The sequence below is a fragment of the Streptomyces sp. HUAS MG56 genome, assembly GCF_058673395.1.
On the sequence record NZ_CM178722.1, the window covers coordinates 4,239,516 to 4,258,783 of the forward strand.

16 protein-coding genes are annotated in these 19,268 nt (G+C 73.0%); 12 read left to right on the forward strand and 4 right to left on the reverse strand.

Annotated features, from left to right (window positions below):
* Nucleotides 1-10: 10 nt before the first annotated feature.
* The 11 genes from AC4OXY_RS20140 (at nucleotide 11) to AC4OXY_RS20190 (ending at nucleotide 14,890) form a co-directional block, all read left to right on the forward strand.
* Nucleotides 11-952 carry a carbohydrate ABC transporter permease gene (locus tag AC4OXY_RS20140; RefSeq protein ID WP_362819605.1) on the forward strand — a complete coding sequence of 314 codons (942 nt, stop codon included), beginning with the start codon at nucleotides 11-13 and terminating at the stop codon, nucleotides 950-952.
* 2 nt (nucleotides 953-954) lie between these two features.
* A complete protein-coding gene (locus tag AC4OXY_RS20145; protein ID WP_362819607.1) occupies nucleotides 955-1,848 on the forward strand; it encodes a carbohydrate ABC transporter permease in 894 nt (297 codons plus the stop codon).
* 7 nt (nucleotides 1,849-1,855) lie between these two features.
* Nucleotides 1,856-3,121, forward strand: coding sequence for a 6-phospho-beta-glucosidase (locus AC4OXY_RS20150; RefSeq protein WP_362819608.1), 1,266 nt, complete (start codon nucleotides 1,856-1,858; stop codon nucleotides 3,119-3,121).
* Complete coding sequence (locus AC4OXY_RS20155) at nucleotides 3,112-4,095, forward strand: N-acetylglucosamine kinase (protein WP_402063149.1); 984 nt, start codon at nucleotides 3,112-3,114, stop codon at nucleotides 4,093-4,095. Before AC4OXY_RS20150 ends, AC4OXY_RS20155 begins: the two co-directional genes overlap by 10 nt.
* Before the next feature lie 238 nt (nucleotides 4,096-4,333).
* Nucleotides 4,334-5,719 carry a GlnX family signal transduction membrane protein gene (locus AC4OXY_RS20160; protein WP_491994362.1) on the forward strand — a complete coding sequence of 462 codons (1,386 nt, stop codon included), beginning with the start codon at nucleotides 4,334-4,336 and terminating at the stop codon, nucleotides 5,717-5,719.
* A gap of 14 nt (nucleotides 5,720-5,733) precedes the next feature.
* On the forward strand, nucleotides 5,734-6,765 hold the full coding sequence (locus AC4OXY_RS20165) for a glutamate ABC transporter substrate-binding protein (RefSeq protein ID WP_356022912.1): 1,032 nt from the start codon (nucleotides 5,734-5,736) through the stop codon (nucleotides 6,763-6,765).
* 53 nt (nucleotides 6,766-6,818) lie between these two features.
* Nucleotides 6,819-8,093, forward strand: coding sequence for a coiled-coil domain-containing protein (locus tag AC4OXY_RS20170; RefSeq protein WP_402063154.1), 1,275 nt, complete (start codon nucleotides 6,819-6,821; stop codon nucleotides 8,091-8,093).
* On the forward strand, nucleotides 8,090-10,540 hold the full coding sequence (locus AC4OXY_RS20175; RefSeq protein WP_491994363.1) for a serine/threonine-protein kinase: 2,451 nt from the start codon (nucleotides 8,090-8,092) through the stop codon (nucleotides 10,538-10,540). The genes AC4OXY_RS20170 and AC4OXY_RS20175 overlap by 4 nt, the downstream gene beginning before the upstream one ends.
* Before the next feature lie 3 nt (nucleotides 10,541-10,543).
* On the forward strand, nucleotides 10,544-11,890 hold the full coding sequence (locus AC4OXY_RS20180) for a PP2C family protein-serine/threonine phosphatase (protein ID WP_491994364.1): 1,347 nt from the start codon (nucleotides 10,544-10,546) through the stop codon (nucleotides 11,888-11,890).
* 108 nt (nucleotides 11,891-11,998) lie between these two features.
* A complete protein-coding gene (locus AC4OXY_RS20185) occupies nucleotides 11,999-13,339 on the forward strand; it encodes a vWA domain-containing protein (RefSeq protein WP_491994365.1) in 1,341 nt (446 codons plus the stop codon).
* A gap of 33 nt (nucleotides 13,340-13,372) precedes the next feature.
* The gene (locus AC4OXY_RS20190; RefSeq protein WP_491994366.1) at nucleotides 13,373-14,890 is read left to right on the forward strand and encodes an FHA domain-containing protein; all 1,518 of its coding nucleotides are present in this window, start codon (nucleotides 13,373-13,375) and stop codon (nucleotides 14,888-14,890) included.
* 22 nt (nucleotides 14,891-14,912) lie between these two features.
* Here AC4OXY_RS20190 and AC4OXY_RS20195 read toward each other — a convergent pair whose 3' ends face one another.
* Nucleotides 14,913-15,890, reverse strand: coding sequence for a methyltransferase domain-containing protein (locus tag AC4OXY_RS20195; RefSeq protein WP_356022924.1), 978 nt, complete (start codon nucleotides 15,888-15,890; stop codon nucleotides 14,913-14,915).
* 78 nt (nucleotides 15,891-15,968) lie between these two features.
* On the opposite strand from AC4OXY_RS20195, the gene AC4OXY_RS20200 reads away from it, so the two are divergent.
* The gene (locus tag AC4OXY_RS20200) at nucleotides 15,969-16,373 is read left to right on the forward strand and encodes a globin (protein ID WP_356022926.1); all 405 of its coding nucleotides are present in this window, start codon (nucleotides 15,969-15,971) and stop codon (nucleotides 16,371-16,373) included.
* A gap of 19 nt (nucleotides 16,374-16,392) precedes the next feature.
* Here the strand turns inward: AC4OXY_RS20200 and AC4OXY_RS20205 are convergent, their stop codons facing one another.
* From AC4OXY_RS20205 to ettA, 3 genes are read right to left on the reverse strand one after another with little or no spacing between them, the layout of a single operon-like run.
* Nucleotides 16,393-17,070, reverse strand: a complete 678-nt coding sequence (locus AC4OXY_RS20205; RefSeq protein WP_356022928.1) for a DUF8185 domain-containing protein — start codon at nucleotides 17,068-17,070, stop codon at nucleotides 16,393-16,395.
* Complete coding sequence (locus AC4OXY_RS20210; RefSeq protein ID WP_356022930.1) at nucleotides 17,067-17,495, reverse strand: acyl-CoA thioesterase; 429 nt, start codon at nucleotides 17,493-17,495, stop codon at nucleotides 17,067-17,069. Before AC4OXY_RS20210 ends, AC4OXY_RS20205 begins: the two co-directional genes overlap by 4 nt.
* 6 nt (nucleotides 17,496-17,501) lie before the next feature.
* Nucleotides 17,502-19,166, reverse strand: coding sequence for an energy-dependent translational throttle protein EttA (ettA, locus tag AC4OXY_RS20215; protein ID WP_356022932.1), 1,665 nt, complete (start codon nucleotides 19,164-19,166; stop codon nucleotides 17,502-17,504).
* Nucleotides 19,167-19,268: the final 102 nt, after the last annotated feature.

The following is a 19,268-nucleotide window of genomic DNA, read 5'->3' on the forward strand; positions in this document are numbered from 1 at the left end:
GACGCGGCCCATGAGTACGGTCACTCTCGCGGCCAAGCGCCGCCGCTCGGCGCTGAGGACGCTCGCCTTCATGTCGCCCTGGCTGATCGGCTTCGCGGTCTTCTTCGCGTACCCGCTGATCTCGACGGTCTACTTCTCCTTCATGCACTACGACGGCTTCCGGCCGCCGGCCTGGAGCGGGGGCAAGAACTGGACCTACGTCTTCGAGCACTACCCCCTCTTCTGGCCCGCCCTGCGCAACACCCTGTGGCTGGTCCTCGTGGTGGTGACCCTCCGGGTGGCCTTCGGGCTCGGCGTCGGCCTGCTCATCACGAAGATCAAGACCGGTACGGGGATCTTCCGCACCCTCTTCTACCTGCCCTACCTGGCCCCGCCGGTCGCCGCGACCATGGCGTTCGCGTTCCTGCTCAACCCGGGTACGGGCCCGGTCAACTCGATCCTGGAGAAGGCGGGCGTCCCGGCGCCGGGCTGGTTCAACGACCCCGCCTGGTCCAAGCCCGCCCTGGCCCTGCTCGCGCTGTGGGGCGTCGGCGACCTCATGGTCATCTTCATGGCCGCCCTGCTCGACGTGCCGACGGAGCAGTACGAGGCGGCCGAGCTGGACGGCGCGTCGGCGTGGCAGCGCTTCCGGTACGTGACGCTGCCGAACATCTCGCCGATCATCATGTTCGCCGTCGTCACAGGCGTCATCCAGACGATGCAGTACTACACCCAGCCCCTGATCGCCGGAAAGGTCGCCTCGGGCGTGATCCAGGGCGCCGGCACCCAGTTCGAGCCCGGCTACCCCGACAAGTCCACGCTCACCCTCCCCCAGCTCGTCTACAACCTCGGCTTCCAGCGCTTCGACTACGGCTCCGCGTGTGTCGTCGCCCTCGTCCTCTTCGCCCTGTCGATGGTGTTCACCGCGTTCCTGATGCGGCGCCGGGGCGGTCTCATCCAGGCAGGTGACTGACCATGGCCCAAGTACTGGACAAGCCGGTGGAGTTGACGGCGCCCGCCACGGCCGCCGCGCGCAGCGCCCGGCGCCGGGCGCTGCTGGAGTGGGTCGCGGTGCACTCCCTCGGTGTCGCCGCCGCGCTGTTCTTCACGCTGCCCTTCGTCTTCGTGTTCCTCACCTCGCTGATGAGCGACAGCCAGGCCCTCGGCCGGGACCTGGTCCCGCACACCTGGGAGTGGGGCAACTACCGGCAGGTCTTCGACACGCCGGGCTTCCTGACCTGGTGGAAGAACACGCTGGTCTACGCAGGTCTGGGCACCGTGCTGACCGTGGTGTCGTCGATCCCGGTGGCGTACGCGCTCGCCAAGTTCCGCTTCCGGGGCCGCAGCCTGTCACTCATGCTGGTGATCTCGATGATGATGCTGCCCCCGCAGGTGGTCATCATCCCGATGTACCTCTTCTGGGCGAAGCAGCTGGACCTGTCCGGCACACTGTGGCCGCTGATCATCCCGATGGCGTTCGGCGACGCGTTCTCGATCTTCCTGCTGCGCCAGTTCCTGATGACGATCCCGAACGAGTACGTGGACGCGGCGAAGGTGGACGGCTGCGGGGACCTCCGGACGCTCGTGAAAGTCGTCCTGCCGATGGCGAAGCCGGGCATCGCGGCCGTCGCCCTCTTCCAGTTCTTCTACGCCTGGAACGACTACTTCGGCCCGCAGATCTACGCGTCCGAGAACCCCGGCGCCTGGACGCTGTCCTACGGCCTGGAGTCCTTCAAGGGCGCCCACCACACCGACTGGAACCTCACCATGGCCGCGACCGTGCTGGTCATGGCCCCCGTGATCCTCGTGTTCTTCTTCGCCCAGAAGGCGTTCGTCGAGGGCGTCACGCTCACCGGAGTGAAGGGTTAACCCGGATATGAAACTCACCGTGGTCGGCGGCGGCTCGACCTACACCCCCGAACTCATCGACGGCTTCGCCCGCCTGCGGGACACCCTGCCCGTCGAGGAGCTGGTCCTCGTCGACCCGGCGGCGGAGCGGCTGGAGCTGGTCGGCGGGCTGGCCCGCCGGATCTTCGCCAAGCAGGGGCACGACGGGCGGATCGTCACGACCTCCGATCTGGACGCGGGCGTCGACGGCGCCGACGCCGTGCTGCTCCAGCTGCGCGTCGGCGGCCAGGCGGCCCGCGCGCAGGACGAGACCTGGCCGCTGGAGTGCGGCTGCGTCGGCCAGGAGACCACCGGCGCGGGCGGGCTGGCCAAGGCGCTGCGCACGGTCCCGGTGGTGCTGGACATCGCCGAACGGGTCCGCCGCGCCAACCCCCGCGCGTGGATCATCGACTTCACCAACCCGGTCGGCATCGTCACCCGCGCCCTGCTCCAGGCCGGGCACCGGGCGGTCGGACTGTGCAACGTGGCGATCGGCTTCCAGCGCACGTTCGCGAGCCTGCTGGGCGTCGCCCCGGCCGACGTCCACCTCGGCCACGTGGGCCTCAACCACCTCACCTGGGAGACGGCCGTCCGGCTCGGCGGCCCGGAGGGCGAGAACGTCCTGCCCAAGCTGCTGGCCGAGCACGGCGAGGCCATCTCCGACGACGTCCGCCTGCCCCGCCCGCTCCTGGACCGCCTCGGCGTGGTCCCGTCCTACTACCTGCGCTACTACTACGCCCACGACGAGGTCGTCGGCGAACTGCGCACGAAGCCGTCGCGTGCCTCCGAAGTGGCCGCGATGGAGCGGGAGTTGCTGACGATGTACGGCGACCCGGCCCTGGACGAGAAGCCCGCGCTGCTCGCCAGGCGGGGCGGCGCCTTCTACTCGGAGGCGGCCGTGGACCTCGCGGCGGCGCTGCTCGGCGGGGGAGGCAGCCCGTACCAGGTGGTGAACACCCTCAACAAGGGCACGCTGCCGTTCCTGCCGGACGACGCCGTGATCGAGGTCCAGGCGGCGGTCGGCCCGCACGGCCCGGCCCCGCTGCCGGTGCCGGACCTGGACCCGCTCTTCGCCGGTCTGGTCGCGAACGTGACGGCGTACGAGGAGCTGGCCCTTCAGGCGGCGCTGCGCGGCGGCCGCGACCGGGTCTTCCGGGCGCTGCTCGCCCACCCGCTGATCGGCCAGTACCCGTATGCGGAGACCCTCACCGACCAGCTGATCGCACACAACCGGGAGCACCTCGCGTGGGCCTGACCGCAACCGAGACCCCGACCGTCCTCGCCGTCGACGCGGGCAACAGCAAGACCGACGTGGCCGTGGTCACCGCCGCCGGGGAGGTCCTCGCCACCGCCCGGGGCGGCGGCTTCCGGCCGCCCGTGGTGGGCGTGCCGGCCGCGCTGGACGCGCTGGCCGACCCGGTCGGGCTGGCCTTCGCCGAGGCGGGCGTGAGCTCCGTCGCGCATGTCTCGGCGTGCCTCGCCAACGCCGATCTCCCGGTGGAGGAGGCGCAGTTGGCGGCCGCGCTGCGGGCGCGCGGATGGGGGGCGACGGTGGAGGTCCGCAACGACACCTTCGCGATCCTGCGGGCGGGCGTGGCCGAGCCCCGGGGCGTCGCGGTGGTGTGCGGCGCCGGCATCAACTGCGTCGGCATGCGCCCCGACGGCCGTACCGCCCGCTTCCCGGCCATCGGCCGGATCTCCGGCGACTGGGGCGGGGGGTGGGCCCTGGCCGAGGAGGCCCTGTGGCACGCGGCCCGCGCGGAGGACGGCCGGGGCGGGGCGACGGCCCTGGCCCGCACGCTCCCCGCCCACTTCGGCCTGCCGACGATGTACGCGCTCATCGAGGCCCTGCACCTGGACCGGCTCGACGACGACCGCCGGCACGAGCTGACCCCGGTGCTGTTCGCGACGGCCGCCGAGGGCGACCCGGTGGCCCGCGCGATCGTCACCCGGCTCGCCGAGGAGGTGACGGTGCTGGCGACCGTGGCCCTGACCCGTCTGGACCTCCTCGGCGAGCAGACCCCGGTGCTGCTCGGCGGCGGCGTCCTCAGGGCCGGTCACGCCCTGCTGGACGACGGCATCCGCGACCTGCTGTCCGCCCGCGCCCCCAAGGCCGACGTCCGGGTCGTGACCGCGAGCCCGGTCCTGGGCGCGGCCCTGCTGGGACTGGACCGGCTGGGAGCGGGCGCGCGGGCCCAGGAAAGGGCACGGACGTACTGGGAGTCGTGACCGGCTCCACCCGGCGGAACCTCCACCCGACGGAACCGAACAGCTGCACAGGGCGTGTTCATAGTGGGCGCACTCCTCTGTTCATGTGGGGCACACTGCGATCCAATCAAGATCCAGTGAAGGCCGGTGCGGATGCCGGTGCGTGCCGCGATACTGGGCGGCGACGAAGGACCCTGGGGGAGGTCGAGTGACACACCCGCCGAGAAGCAGCACGGCGCCGCCACCGGTGGGCCCCGGCATGCCCGCCGCCGCCCCGGGCGTTCCCCCGCAGCCCGGCCGGCCCGCGCCCGGCTCGCCCGCCACGCCCGCCCGGCGCACCGCCTTCGCCGAGGGCGTCGACCGGGTGCGGGCCGCGGCCACCACCGAGCCGGGCCGGCTGCGGATCATCGGGGCCGTACTGGCGCTGCTGGTCGTGGCGTTCGGGGCGAGCGCCGCCTGGCAGGCCGACGCGCGCTCGGCCGCCGCCGACGACGTGCTGCACCGCAGCCAGCCGCTCAGCTCGGGCGCGGCCGACATCTACCGGTCGCTCGCCGACGCCAACACCGCCGCCTCCAGCGGGTTCCTGGCGGGCGGCCAGGAGACGCCGCAGTCCCGCACGCGGTACGAGAACGACATCAGCACGGCCGCGAAGGGCCTGGTGACGGCCGCCGCGAACGCCGAGCCCGGCTCGGCCTCCGAGGCCACGATCGCCAAGCTGAACGGTCTCCTGCCCGAGTACAAGGGGCTCGTGGAGCGGGCCCGGACCTACAACCGGCAGGGCTATCCGGTCGGCGGCGCGTACCTGCGCTACGCCAACGAGAAGATGCAGCAGGAGATGCTCCCGGCGGCGGAGGACCTCTACACCACGGAGAACGCCCGGCTGGACGCCGACTACGGCGACGCGACGCCGTACCCCTGGCTCGCGATCGGGCTCGGCGTGCTCGCCCTGGCCGGGCTCGGCTGGGCCCAGCACCGCACCTACCGGCGCACCAACCGCGTCCTCAACCACGGCCTGGCCGCGGCCTCCGCCGCCACCACCGTCGCCCTGCTGTGGCTGGTCGTCGGGCACGCCGTGGCCCGCGCCGAGCTGAACGGCTCCTACGACCACGGGATCCGCTCGCTGACCGTGCTGCACGACGCCCGGATCGCCTCCCTGAAGGCGCGCGGCAACGAGAACCTGAGCCTGGTGGCGCGCGGCGCCGAGACCCTCACGGTGAACGGACAGCAGTACGACGCCTACTACTACGACTTCGACAAGGACATGGCCGCCCTCGGCAAGGGCCTGACCCGGGCGGCGCAGCTCGCCGACGACCGGGGCGGCAGCGCCCCGGTGCAGACGGCCGAGAGCAACATGGCGGTGTGGAAGCAGCGCCACGGCACGGTCCGCGACGACGACGAGAACGGCAACTACCAGCAGGCGCTGGACAAGGTCATCGGTGCCAAGGGCACCACCGGCGAGTGCTTCGACGGCGTCGACACCTCGCTCGCCCGGGCCATCGACCACGAGCAGGGCGAGTTCCAGCGGGCCGCCACCGACGGCCGGGGCGCCCTGGCACCGCTGCCGGCGGGCGCGGCCGTCCTCGCGCTGATCGGCGCGGCCGGTGCGGTGGCCGGCATCGGGCGCAGACTCTCGGAGTACCGGTGACAGGGGGCGGGACGATGTACGCGAGCCGTGTACGGGCCGCCCTGCGGGGCTGGGGCGGGGTCGGCGCGATGGCGGTGCTGTGCGCGCTGGCGCTGGGCTTCGTCCTGCTGCTGCCGTGCACCCAGCGGGCGCCGCGGCAGACACAGCACGCCGGACCGTCCGTGGCCCACGGCATCCAGGCCGACGCCGGGTCGTGCCAGGACTCCGGGGCGCAGGACCAGACCCTGTCGCCGTCCGGCGCGGACGGGCCGACGATCGACGCGATCAAGGCCCGTACCGGCGAGCGGCGCAAGCTGATCGTCGGCGTCGACCAGAACAGCTACCGCTGGGGCTACCGCAATCCGAACACCGAGGGCGCGGAGCTGGAGGGCTTCGACATCGACCTGGTGCACCGGATCGCGCAGGACATCCTCGGCGACCCGGACGCCGTGCAGTTCAAGGCGATCCCGACCAACCAGCGGATCTCCGCGATCCAGGACGGACGGGTCGACATGGTCGTGCGCACCATGACGATCACGTGCGAGCGGCTGGGACAGGTCGCGTTCTCCGCGCCCTACTTCAAGACCGGCCAGCAGGTCCTCGCGCCCAAGTCGTCGTCCGTCACAGGCTACAACTCCTCCCTGGCCCACAAGAAGGTGTGCACGGCGTCGGGTTCGACGGCGTACACCAAGCTGTCCGACGACCGGAAGTCCGGCGTCCTGCCCGCCTCCACCGACATCTCCACCACGGTCCCCAACCAGCTGGACTGCCTGGTCCGGCTGCAACTGGGCGAGGTGGACGCGGTGGTGACCGACGGCGCCCTCGCCGCCAGCCAGGCCGCACAGGACCCGACCGTGGAACTCAAGGGCGCGCCGTTCACGACCGAGTACTACGGAGTGGCGATGAAGAAGGACGCGGCCGATCTGGTGCGCCGGGTCAACCGCGTGCTCGTGGACTACCGCGCGAACGGCTGGCAGAACTCGTACGACACCTGGCTGTCGGCGACACTGGGTAAGGACTCGACGGCGTCGACACCGCCCGCACCGCGCTACCTGCGCACCAGTTGACCCTGTTCGACCCCCCTACCCGACTTGGACCCCACAGCAGCGAGAGGTGATCGATGGGCGTCACGGACCCCGCCGGGCCGGTGATGGACCGGGACGAGGTGGACCGTGCGCTGGCGCGGCTCGGCCAGGAGCACGAGGCGATCGAGACCTCGCTGCTGGCCCTGCAGGACCACGCGGGCCGCAGACTCCTCGAAGGCGCCGAGCTGACCGGTGTCACGAAGGAGCGCTGGCACGGCGCCGAGGACCGGATCACCCGGCTGTGGACGTACTTCGACGCCTACGCGGCCGCGCTGCGCTCCGCCCACGACATCCGCGCCCGGCGCCGCTGGTCCAGCCGGGAGGACCTGGCCGAGCTGACCGAACTGCTCCGCGGCGAGGGCGTGACGGTCGCCGGGGAGAGCACGCTGAGCGAGTCCTTCTCGCTGGCCGCCCTGGTCGACCGGATGAACGAGCTGTACGCGACGAGCCTGGACCTGGTCGTCGCCGCCGACGCGGTGTGGTCGGCGCTGCCCGCCCGGATCGATTTACTCGCCGCCGAGCTCCGGCGCACCCGCGAGCTGGCGCACTCCGTGGGCGTGCGCCCCGGCGAGCATCCTGCGGGCGACGACCTGGAGCGGATCACCCGCATACTGACGAAGCTGCGCGAGGACGTCGTCTCCGACCCGCTCGCGTTCTGGGTGCCGGCCGAGGGCAGTTCGGCGCCCGGCGGCGGCCGTCCGGACACCACGGTGTACGACCGTGAGGCGCGCGCCCTGGAGGACGTGCGCCGGGAGATCGACGCCGTGCTGACGGTCCGGCAGGACGCCGAGCAGCGGCTGATCCGGCTGCGGGACGTGCTCTCGCGCGCCGACCGCACGCTCGCCGAGGCCCGCACGGCGCGCGGCGAGGTGCTGGCGAAGATCGCGGCGACCGAGGTGCCGGTGGTCAGCGGCCCGCCGACGGTGCTCCAGGAGCAGCTGGCGGCGGCCGCCGAGTACCGCAGGCAGGCGCAGTGGCACCGGCTCTCCCCGCTGCTGGAGTCGCTGGAGGAGAAGGCCGAGGACGAACTGCTGCGCGCCCGCGAGTCGTTGACGGCGGTCACCGCGCCGCTCGCGGTCCGCGCCGAGCTGCGCGGCCGCCTCGACGCCTACAAGGCGAAGGTGGCCCGGCACGGGCTGGCCGAGGACCCGTTCCTCGTCGAGCGGTACGACGCGGCCCGCCGGATGCTGTGGAGCGCGCCCTGCGACCTTCGGGTCGCCGAACAGGCCGTGCTGCGCTACCAGCGGCTGGCCGCCGATCTGCTGGGCGGGCCGGGGGCGCCGCGGGACCGTGAGGGGGAGCAGTCATGAGTCAGCCGGGGCAGAGCTGTCAGCGGCCGGGCTGCGAGGGGTCGTACGACGACGTCGGCGGCGGCGAGCTGTACTGCGACACGTGCGGGCTCGCGCCGGTCGTCTCCGCGAGCGGCATGGTCGGCTCGACGCCCACCGGTGTCACCAAGGGCGCGGTGGAGAGCGGCAGTTCGCGCTCGTCGTCCCAGTCGTCGAAGTCTCGCCGCTCCGTGTCCGGGCGGCTGTCGCGGTCCTCGTCGGGCCGCTCCACCGGCCGCTCGGTGTCGGTGCGCAGCTCCGGTTCCTCGTCGGGCACACCGACGCGCGGGCGGCTCGGCGCCGGACTGGTCAGCGTGCCGCAGGTGCCGCGCCCCGACCCGCGCGCGATGGTGCTGGACAACCCGGAGGTGCCCGAGCGCAAGCGGTTCTGCTCGCGCGCGGACTGCGGGGTGCCGGTCGGGCGGGCCCGGGGCGATCGGCCGGGCCGCACGGAAGGTTTCTGCACCAAGTGCGGGCACCCGTACTCCTTCGTGCCGAAGCTGAAGGCCGGGGACGTGGTGCACGGCCAGTACGAGGTCGCGGGCTGTCTCGCGCACGGCGGCCTCGGCTGGATCTACCTCGCCGTGGACCGGGCGGTGTCCGACCGCTGGGTGGTGCTCAAGGGCCTGCTGGACACCGGCGACCAGGACGCGATGGCGGCGGCGATCTCCGAGCGGCGCTTCCTCGCGGAGATCGAGCACGCCAACATCGTGCGGATCTACAACTTCGTCGAGCACCTCGACCAGCGCACCGGCTCCCTCGACGGCTACATCGTCATGGAGTACGTCGGCGGCAAGTCCCTGAAGGAGATCGCCAACGCCCGCCGCACCCCGCAGGGCCGCCGCGACCCCCTGCCGGTGGAACAGGCCTGCGCCTACGGCATCGAGGCCCTCGAAGCCCTCGGCCATCTGCACAGCCGCCACCTCCTGTACTGCGACTTCAAGGTCGACAACGCCATCCAGTCCGAGGACCAGCTCAAGCTGATCGACATGGGCGCGGTGCGCAGGATGGACGACGAGGAGTCGGCCATCTACGGCACGGTCGGCTACCAGGCGCCGGAGGTCGCCGAGGCCGGCCCGTCGGTCGCCTCCGACCTCTACACGGTCGGCCGCACCCTCGCCGTGCTCACCTTCGACTTCCAGGGCTACACGAACGTCTACGTCGACTCCCTGCCCGACCCGGAGACCATCGACGTCTTCCGCCGCTACGAGTCCTTCTACCGGCTCCTGGTCCGCGCCACCGACCCGGACCCGGCCCGCCGCTTCGGCTCCGCCCAGGAGATGGCCGAGCAGCTGACCGGGGTGCTGCGCGAGGTCGTCTCCCTCCAGACGGGCCAGGCACGGCCCGCGCTGTCGACCCTGTTCGGGCCCGAAGTGAAGGTCACCGACCGGGAGTTGTTCCCCCGGCTGGACGCGGACGTGTCCCGGCTGGGTGCGCGGCAGCCGCGCAAGGCCGCGCCGGCCGTCCCCGCGCTGCCCCCGGCCTCGCTGGTGAAGCCCGTCGACACGCCCGCCGGCGCGCTCGCGCTGCCGGTGCCGCTGGTCGATCCCGGCGACCCGAACGCCGGTTTCCTGGCGGGCCTCATGACCTCCGCGCCCGCCGAACTGCTCGGCGCCCTCGACACGGCGCCGACGCAGACCGTGGAGACCCGGCTGCGCCGGATCCGCGCGCTGCTGGAGAGCGGCGAGCGGCACAGCGCGCTGACGAGCCTCGCCACGCTGGACGAGGAGCGGCCGGACGACTGGCGGGTGGTCTGGTACCGGGGGCTGGCCGCGCTGGTCACCGGCGACTTCGAGGGCGCCGCGCTCGCCTTCGACGCGATCTACGACGCCTTCCCCGGCGAGGCCGCGCCCAAGCTGGCGCTCGGCCTGTGCGCGGAGGTGCTGGGCCAGCTGGACAACGCGGCCGAGTACTACCGGCTGGTGTGGGCGACCGACCCGAGCTTCGTCAGCGCCGCCTTCGGGCTCGCCCGGGTGCGGCTCGCGGCCGGGGACCGGCACGGCGCCGTGCGGACCCTGGAGTCGGTGCCGGAGTCCTCCATCCACTTCACGGCCGCCCGGGTCGCCGCCGTCCGGGCCCGTCTCAGACACCGCTCGGCGGGCGCGGGCGACGTACCGTTCCTGGACGACCTGACCGCCGCCGCCGGGCAGGTCGAGGCGCTCGACGCGTACGGGCTGGATCCGGCGCGGCGCGAGCAGTTGGCGGCGGAAGTCCTCGGCTCGGCGCTGGACTGGATACTCTCCGGAGGCCAGGGCACCGCGCCGGCCGTCGGCGGGCGGGTGCTGCTGGGCAGCGGTCTGGACGAGCGGGGCCTCCGCTTCGGCCTGGAGCGCGCCTACCGCACGCTGGCCCGGCTGGCGCCCGGCGGCGAGGAGAGGATCGAACTGGTGGAACGGGCCAACCGTTACCGCCCCCGGACGTGGGTGTAGTTGATGTCGCAGATGCCCCAGCAGGCCGCACTGTCGAAGTGCCCGAGCTGCGCGGAGCCCGTGGAGCCGGGTGACCACTTCTGCGGAGCGTGCGGGTACGACCTCTCCGTCGTACCGGCGCCGCCGCAGGACCAGCCGACGCTGACCATGACCCGCGCCGCCGAGGACGACAGAGGCGCGGGGGACGGCGGTGACGGCGTGGCCTGGCCCGCCCCCGAGCCGGCGGGCTCCGGCGCCCCGGACGCGGTGCATCTGCCGAGTGACCTGCCGGGCACGGACTCCGGTGACACGCCCCTGCACGAGCACGGCGGCGAGGAGGCGCGGCCCGGTTCCGGGGTGCGCTTCGACCGGCCCGCCGAACCCGAGGAGTACCCGTTGCAGGCGCCCGACCCGCGCGTGGCCGCCGAGGCCGCCGCGGAGGAGGAGCCGGAGCCCGCACAGGTGTGCGTGGCCTGCCGGGCGGGCCGGGTGGACAACGACGGCTACTGCGAGAACTGCGGGCACGCCCAGCCCCGCGAACGCGACCACGTGGAGCGGGAGTCGGGCCCGATCGCCGCCGTCAGTGACCGCGGCCTGCGCCACCACCGCAACGAGGACGCCTTCTCCGTCGGCCGCACCGCGCTGCCCGACGGCACCCCGGCCGGCGTCGCGATCGTCTGCGACGGCGTCTCCTCGGCCACCCGGCCCGACGACGCCTCGCTGGCCGCCGCCGAGACGGCCGGGGACCTGCTGCTGGCCGCCCTGCCGCGCGGCACGCATCCGCAGGCGGCCATGCACGAGGCGATCGTCGCGGCCGCGCAGGCCGTCGACGCGCTCGCCGAGGAGCCGGCCACGGCCCGCGAGCACGCCCCGCACCAGAACGCGCCGGCCTGCACGATCGTCGGCGCGGTGGTCACCCCCGGGCTGCTGGTGGTCGGCTGGGTCGGCGACAGCCGCGCCTACTGGGTGCCGGACGACCGCAGCGCGCCCCCGGCCCGGCTCACCGAGGACGACTCCTGGGCCGCGCAGATGGTCGCCGCGGGACTGATGAGCGAGGCCGAGGCGTACGCCGACGAGCGCGCCCACGCGATCACCGGATGGCTCGGCGCGGACGCCTACGAGCTGGAGCCGCACACCGCGTCCTTCAAGCCGGACCGGCCCGGTGTCGTCATCGTGTGCACCGACGGCCTGTGGAACTACGCCGAGACGGCCGGGGAGATGGCCGAGGCCGTGCCCGCGGACGCGGCCGAACGCCCGCTGCACAGCGCCCGGGTGCTGGTCGGCCACGCCCTGGACGGCGGGGGCCACGACAACGTAACAGTGGCCGTCGTGCCGTTCCCGGCACCGGCCCAGGGGGCAGGATCGGCCTGAGGCCACGGGCCTGGGGCCACGGGCCTGGGGCCACGGGCCGGAGGGGACCGGCCCGTTCACAGCCATCGCCCTGCGTCAGCAGGGCGTTCAAGGGGGATTTGAGTACGTATGGCCAATTTCTCGAAGTCGAACGTGCCGCAGTTCTCCATGGACGTCTACCAGAACGAGTACCTGCCGGAGGGCGGCCGCGAGGTCAACGCGATCGTCACCGTGACCGCGACCGGCGGCGGCACGGTCGGCAGCGCCGCGGCAGCGGCGTACCCGCAGGGCCGCGGCCCGTCCGCCGCCGTGGCGCTCATGGTCGACTGCTCCGGCTCCATGGACTATCCGCCGACCAAGATGCGGGGCGCCCGCGACGCCACGGCCGCCGCAATCGACACCCTGCGCGACGGCACGCACTTCGCGGTGATCGGCGGCACGCATGTCGCACAGGAGGTCTATCCGGGCGGCGGGCGGCTCGCGGTGGCCGACCACGCCACCCGCGAGCAGGCCAAGCAGGCGCTGCGCAGGCTGAGCGCGGGCGGCGGTACGGCGATCGGCAGCTGGCTGCGGCTGGCCGACCGGCTGCTGAACTCGGCGGACGTCACCATCCGGCACGGCATCCTGCTCACCGACGGCCGCAACGAACACGAGTCTCCCGAGGACCTGCGGGCGACCCTGGAGGCCTGTGCGGGGCGGTTCACCTGTGACGCGCGGGGCGTGGGCACCGACTGGGAAGTGAAAGAAGTCACAGGGATCGCCTCCGCGCTCCTCGGCGGCGCCGACATCGTCGCCGATCCGGCGCATCTGGCCGCCGACTTCACGCGGATGATGGAGACGGCGATGGGCAAGGAGGTCGCCGACGTCTGTCTGCGGGTGTGGACGCCGGTCGGCACGACCATCCGGTTCGTCAAGCAAGTCGCGCCCTCCGTCGAGGACTTGACCGCCCGCCGCACCGAGGCGGGGCCGCGCGCCGGGGACTATCCGACCGGGTCCTGGGGCGACGAGTCCCGCGACTACCACCTGTGTGTGGAGGTCCCGGCGGCCGGCCTCGGCCAGGAGATGCTCGCCGCCCGGGTCTCGCTGGTCGTGCCACAAGGGGACAGTTCGGTACAGAACCTCGGGGCACAGGGCCTCGTGCGGGCGGTGTGGACCGACGACATGACGGCCTCCACCTCGATCAACCCCCAAGTCGCCCACTACACCGGACAGGCCGAACTGGCGCACGTCATCCAGAAGGGTCTCGATCTCCGCAAAGCGGGCGATTTCGATGGCGCAACGGCCAAACTGGGGCGTGCCGTTCAGCTCGCCAGCATCTCCGGAAACGCGGATACTGCGAAACTGCTTGCGAAGGTGGTGGACGTGGTCGACGCCGCGACAGGTACTGTGCGGTTGAAGACGAGGGTGGCCGAGGCCGACGAGATGACTCTGGAAACCCGGTCCACAAAGACTGTTCGTGTAAAGAAGTAGCCCTGGAAACGTAGGAGAAGGGGAAGCGCCGACATGCCGACCTGCCCGAACGGACACCAGTCGGGTTCCGACGACTGGTGCGAGGTCTGCGGTCACCGCATGGCCGGTGCCGTACCTCCGCCCCCGCCGCCCCCGCCCGCCGGCGGTTACGGCTTCCCGCCGCAGGGCGGCCCGGCCGGCGGCCGGCCACCGGCCGCGGCGGCCCCGGAGCCCGAGCTGTGCCCGCAGTGCCGTACACCCCGCGAGGGCGGCGCGCCGTTCTGCGAGGAGTGCCGGTGGAACTTCCTCACCAACACGGCCACCTCGTACACCCCGGCCGCCCCGCGCCCGCCCCAGCCCCGCTTCGACCCGCCGAGCGCGACGTACGGCGGCGGCGACGGGTACGAGTACCAGGGCTCGCGGCCCTCGCAGGTGAACCGGCCCGCCGAGCCGATCCCGTCGTTCGGCAGCGAGCCGTCGGGACCGACGCCGTTCGGCGGTGAGCGCACACCGCCCGGCCCGCCGACGACTCCCGGCCCGCCCGGCCCGCCCGCGTTCGGCGGCGCACAGCTTCCGGGCCAGAGCCAGGGGCCGGGCCAAGGCCAGGGTCCGGCCGGTCCTCCCGGGTTCGGTGCCGGTCCCGGTCAGGTGCCGGGCCAGCGTCCCGGCGGACAAGGCGGCCCGGGTGGTCCGTCCGGCCCGTCCGGCTTCGGTGCCGGCCCGGGTCAGGGCCCGGGCGGTCCCACGGGTGCGCCGTCGTTCGGCGGTGCTCCCTCCGTTCCCGGTGCCCCCACTCCTCCCGGCGGCCCCTCGGGCTTCGGCGCCGACCCCTCGCGTCCGGTGCCCCCGCCGCCCGGTCCGACCCCGCCCGCCGGTCCCGGCGGCGCCCCGCAGGCGTTCCAGCAGTCCGGTCCGCCCGCCCCGCCCGCGTTCCCGGGCGAGACCGCCCGGCCCCCGGCCGGCGGCCCGCCCGGCGGCGGCCCCTCCTTCGGCGGCGGTGAGGACGACTGGGTGCTCTCCCCGCCGTCGTCCGCCGGTCCGGCCGGACCGGGACACGGTTCGGCTCCCGGCGGCCCCCAGGGCGGCCCCGGCGGCGGTTACGGCTACCCGCAGCCCGGTTCCCAGCCGCCCGCGCCCGGCGCCGGCTTCCCGCCGGCCGCCGGTCCGGCGACCTGGACGGCGACCATCGGTCCGGACCGCGAGTATTTCATGGCGATGATGCAGCGCTCGGGCCCCGAGGCCGCGGGGCTCAACCTGCCCGCGTACTCGCCCGAGCAGCAGCGCACGCTCAGCGGCAACCAGGTCACCATCGGCCGGCGCCGGCACTCCACCGGCGACACCCCCGACATCGACCTCGCGGTGCCCCCGGAGGACCCGGGCGTCTCGCACCAGCACGCGGTGCTGGTGCAGCAGCCGGACGGCACCTGGGCGGTCGTCGACCAGAACTCGACGAACGGCACCACGGTCAACCTCTCCGAGGAGCCGATCCAGCCGTTCGTGCCGGTCCCGTTGCAGGACGGCGACCGGGTGCACGTGGGCGCCTGGACGACGATCACCGTCCGCCGCGGCTGAGCCGGGCACGGCCGGGGCCGTGTCACGGCAGGGGCCAGCCGTACGGCCCCCGCGGGTCGTCCAGCCACGCCCAGGCGCGCTCGGCACCGACCGTGACGCCGTAGCGCTCGCGCCCCGGCCCGCCCTCGCGCTCCCACAGCGCGCAGGCCTCCCGCGGCTCCAGCACGCACCGGGTCAGGGCGAGCAGGAAGCGGAACGTGTCCTGCTCGCGGACCCGGCCCGGCAGCCCGGCGAGCGACGGCCCCCGCGACTGCGCCCGCCGCCCGCCGCGCAGCGGTACGAAGGAGACGGCCGGCGGCAGGAAACGGCCCTCGGCGTGGGCGCGGTCCCGGACCGTGAGGGTCAGCAGCCCGGTGGCCAGCGGGGTCAGGACGCGGGCGCCGGGGCGGCACTGGGCGAGCCAGGCGCGCGGGACCGTGGGCAGCGCGCAGGTGGCGATGATCCGGTCGAAGGGGGCGCGTTCGGGCACGCCGCGCGCGCCGTCGCCGGTGGCCACGAACGGACGGTGCCCGGCCGCCGTCAGATGCCGGCGGGCCGATTCGGCGATCTCCGGTTCCAGGTCGATCGTGGTGACGAGGTCGTCGTCGCCGAGCCGGTGGGCCAGCAGGGCCGCGTTGTAGCCGGTGCCGGCGCCCACCTCCAGCACCCGGTTCCCGTCCGCGACGCGCAGCGCGGCCAGCATCCGGGCCATCAGGGAGGGCCGGCTGCTGGAGGAGACCAGTTCGCCGTCGCGCAGCCGGGTGGCGAGCGGGGCGTCCGCGTAGGCGCCGCGCAGCCACTCCTCGCGGGCCCGCGGGTCGGGGCTCTCGCCCCAGCGGCGCCGGTGACCGCCGCGTCCGGCGACGTAGTAGTACGGCACGAACAGATGCCGGGGCACGGCGGCGAACGCCTCCCGCCACACCGGGTCCTCGGCGAAGGCCCCGTCGGCGTCGATCTCCCGCACCAGCGCGGCCCGCGCGGCGGCGGCCGGAGCGGCGGTCTCGGTGTCGTACGCGCCCATGCGACCACAGTAGGTGCGCAGCGCCCCGGAGGTCCTAAGCCTTGAGTCCTGGGTCACCGGGTCTGAGACGATGTACGGGTGAATGAGATTCGGCGCGGCACGCTTCAGGAGCAGACCTTCTACGAGCAGGTCGGCGGGGAGGAGACCTTCCGTCGGCTCGTCCACCGTTTCTACGCGGGAGTCGCCGAGGACCCGCAGCTCCGGGCGATGTACCCGGAGGAGGACCTGGGCCCCGCCGAGGAGCGCCTCACGCTGTTCCTGATGCAGTACTGGGGCGGCCCCACGACGTACAGCGCGAACCGCGGCCACCCCCGGCTGCGCATGCGGCACGCGCCGTTCCAGGTGGACCGCGCGGCACACGACGCGTGGCTGCGGCACATGCGGGTGGCCGTCGACGAGCTCGGGCTGCCCGAGGAGCACGAGCGGACGCTGTGGAACTACCTGACGTACGCCGCCCAGTCGATGGTCAACACCCCGGACTGAGCGCGCTGGTTCCGTGGGTTCAGCGGACGCTGACGCCGAGCGGGCCGAGCCCGGCCCTGCGGACGGCGACGGAGCCGTACGGCGTACGCAGCCGCAGCCACGCCCCGGACGAGAACAGCCCGGTGTCGGCGGCCTCGGTGCCCGGCCGCAGGAAGCCCAGGGACTGGGCGGCGTGCACGGCCCGCACCGGGAGGCCGGCCGGGCCGATCTCCCGGGACCAGATGTCCCGCCCGATCCGGTCCAGCTCCGCGCGGGTACGCCCCTCGGGCCCCAACTCCTCGGTACGGGACCGGAATTCGCTGACCGCGGCGGCGACGGTCGCCCGCAGCGCGTCCGGGACGGGCAGCCCCGGCTCGGGCCGCCAGCCGCCGCGCGGCGGCAGCACCCCGGCCCACGGCGGACCGGTGACCGCGGCCGGTACGGCGGCGGTGGCCGCGCGCTCGTCCACGGACTCCAGCAGCTCACCGGCGGAGACGGTCACGTCGAGGGTGACCTCCAGCCCGTCCTCGTACGGCTTCGCCAGCCGCACCGCGCGCACGGCCAGCACCTCGAAGGACGGGGGGCGGCCGAAGACGGCGAGCGCCGTGCCGGCCGCCTGGAGGCGCACCGCGGCTCCACGGTCGTAGTGGAGCAGCCGGGAGAGGAAGGCGGCGAGGTCCGCCGCCTCCGTCTCGTCGGCGAGGTGCAGCACGTTCATGCCGCGACGGCCTCCCCGCCGTCACCTGTCTCGTCCGTGTCGTCCGTGTACTGCTTCAGGAACTCGCGCTCCTGCGGGGTGATCCGGCGCGGAGCCTGGTTCTCGAAGTCGAACGGGACGATCACGGTCGAGGCCTGGACGTAGACCGCGTCCGCGTCCTTCACCTCGTAGGCGACGGTGAAGGACGCGGCCCGGATGTGCGTGACCCACAGCTCGATGTCCACCGGCGTGGGCCGGTGGACGAGCTGGCGGCGGTAGTCGATCTCATGGCGTGCCACCACCGACCCGTCCTTCGACTCGGCGCCCCGGCGGGACATGAAGTCGATGCGGGCCTCCTCCAGGTAGCGGAGGAAGACCGCGTTGTTGACATGGCCGTAGGCGTCCATGTCCGACCAGCGCAGCGGGCAGCGGTAGATGTGCCGCAAGATCGATCAGCCCCGGGTCAGCTTCTTGTAGGTGGCACGGTGCGGACGCGCGGCGTCCGGGCCGAGCCGCTCGACCTTGTTCTTCTCGTACGACTCGAAGTTGCCCTCGAACCAGAACCACTTGGACTCGCCCTCGTAGGCGAGGATGTGCGTGGCGACCCGGTCGAGGAACCACCGGTCGTGGGAGACGACCACGGCGCAGCCGGGGAACTCCAGCAGCGCGTTCTCCAGGGAGGACAGGGTCTCCACGTCGAGGTCGTTGGTGGGCTCGTCGAGGAGCAGCAGGTTGCCGCCCTGCTTCAGGGTCAGCGCCAGGTTGAGCCGGTTGCGCTCACCGCCGGAGAGGACACCGGTCGGCTTCTGCTGGTCCGGGCCCTTGAACCCGAAGGCCGACACATACGCGCGGCTCGGCATCTCGACCTGGCCGACGTTGATGTAGTCGAGTCCGTCGGACACGACCTCCCACAGCGTCTTCTTGGGGTCGAGGTTCTCGCGGCTCTGGTCGACGTACGAGATCTTGACGGTCTCGCCGACCTTGATGTCGCCGGAGTCCGGGGTCTCCAGGCCCTGGATCATCTTGAACAGCGTGGTCTTGCCGGCGCCGTTCGGGCCGATCACACCGACGATGCCGTTGCGCGGCAGCGTGAAGGAGAGCCCGTCGACGAGCACCTTCTCCCCGAAGGCCTTGTTGAGCTTGTCGACCTCGACCACGATGTTGCCGAGCCGCGGGCCCGGCGGGATCTGGATCTCCTCGAAGTCCAGCTTCCGCATCTTGTCGGCCTCGGCAGCCATCTCCTCGTAGCGCGCGAGACGGGCCTTGGACTTGGCCTGCCGCCCCTTGGCGTTCGACCGCACCCAGTCCAGCTCTTCCTTGAGCCGCTTCTGGCGCTTGGCGTCCTTCTGGCCCTCGACCTTGAGGCGGGTGGCCTTGGTCTCCAGGTACTTGGAGTAGTTGCCCTCGTAGCCGTGCAGGCGGCCGCGGTCGACCTCGCAGATCCAGCCCGCGACGTTGTCGAGGAAGTACCGGTCGTGGGTGACGGCCACGACGGTGCCGTCGTACTTGGCGAGGTGCTGCTCCAGCCAGTTCACGGACTCGGCGTCGAGGTGGTTGGTGGGCTCGTCGAGGAGCAGCAGGTCGGGCTGCTCCAGCAGCAGCTTGCAGAGCGCGACGCGGCGCTTCTCACCACCGGAGAGGTTGGTGACGGGCCAGTCGCCCGGGGGGCACCCGAGGGCGTCCATGGCCTGCTCCAGCTGGGCGTCGAGGTCCCAGGCATTGGCGTGGTCGAGCTCCTCCTGGAGCTTGCCCATCTCGTCCATGAGGGCGTCGGTGTACTCGACCGCCATCTGCTCGGCGATCTCGTTGAACCGGTCGAGCTTGCCCTTGATCTCGGCGACGCCGTCCTGGACGTTCTCCAGGACGGTCTTCGCCTCGTCGAGCGGGGGCTCCTGGAGCAGGATGCCGACGCTGTAGCCCGGCGTCAGGAAGGCGTCGCCGTTGGAGGGCTGCTCCAGCCCTGCCATGATCTTCAGCACGGTCGACTTACCGGCACCGTTCGGACCGACGACGCCGATCTTCGCCCCCGGCAGGAAGTTCAGGGTGACATCGTCGAGGATCACCTTGTCGCCGTGCGCCTTACGCGCCTTGCGCATGGTGTAAATGAACTCAGCCAAGAGAAACCGTCCGGCAGCTTGAAATCTGGCAGTGGGCAGATACACCCCATCTTGCCTGACTGCCAGCCCTGGGTGTTAACCCGTTTGGTCCGGGGGCTCTGA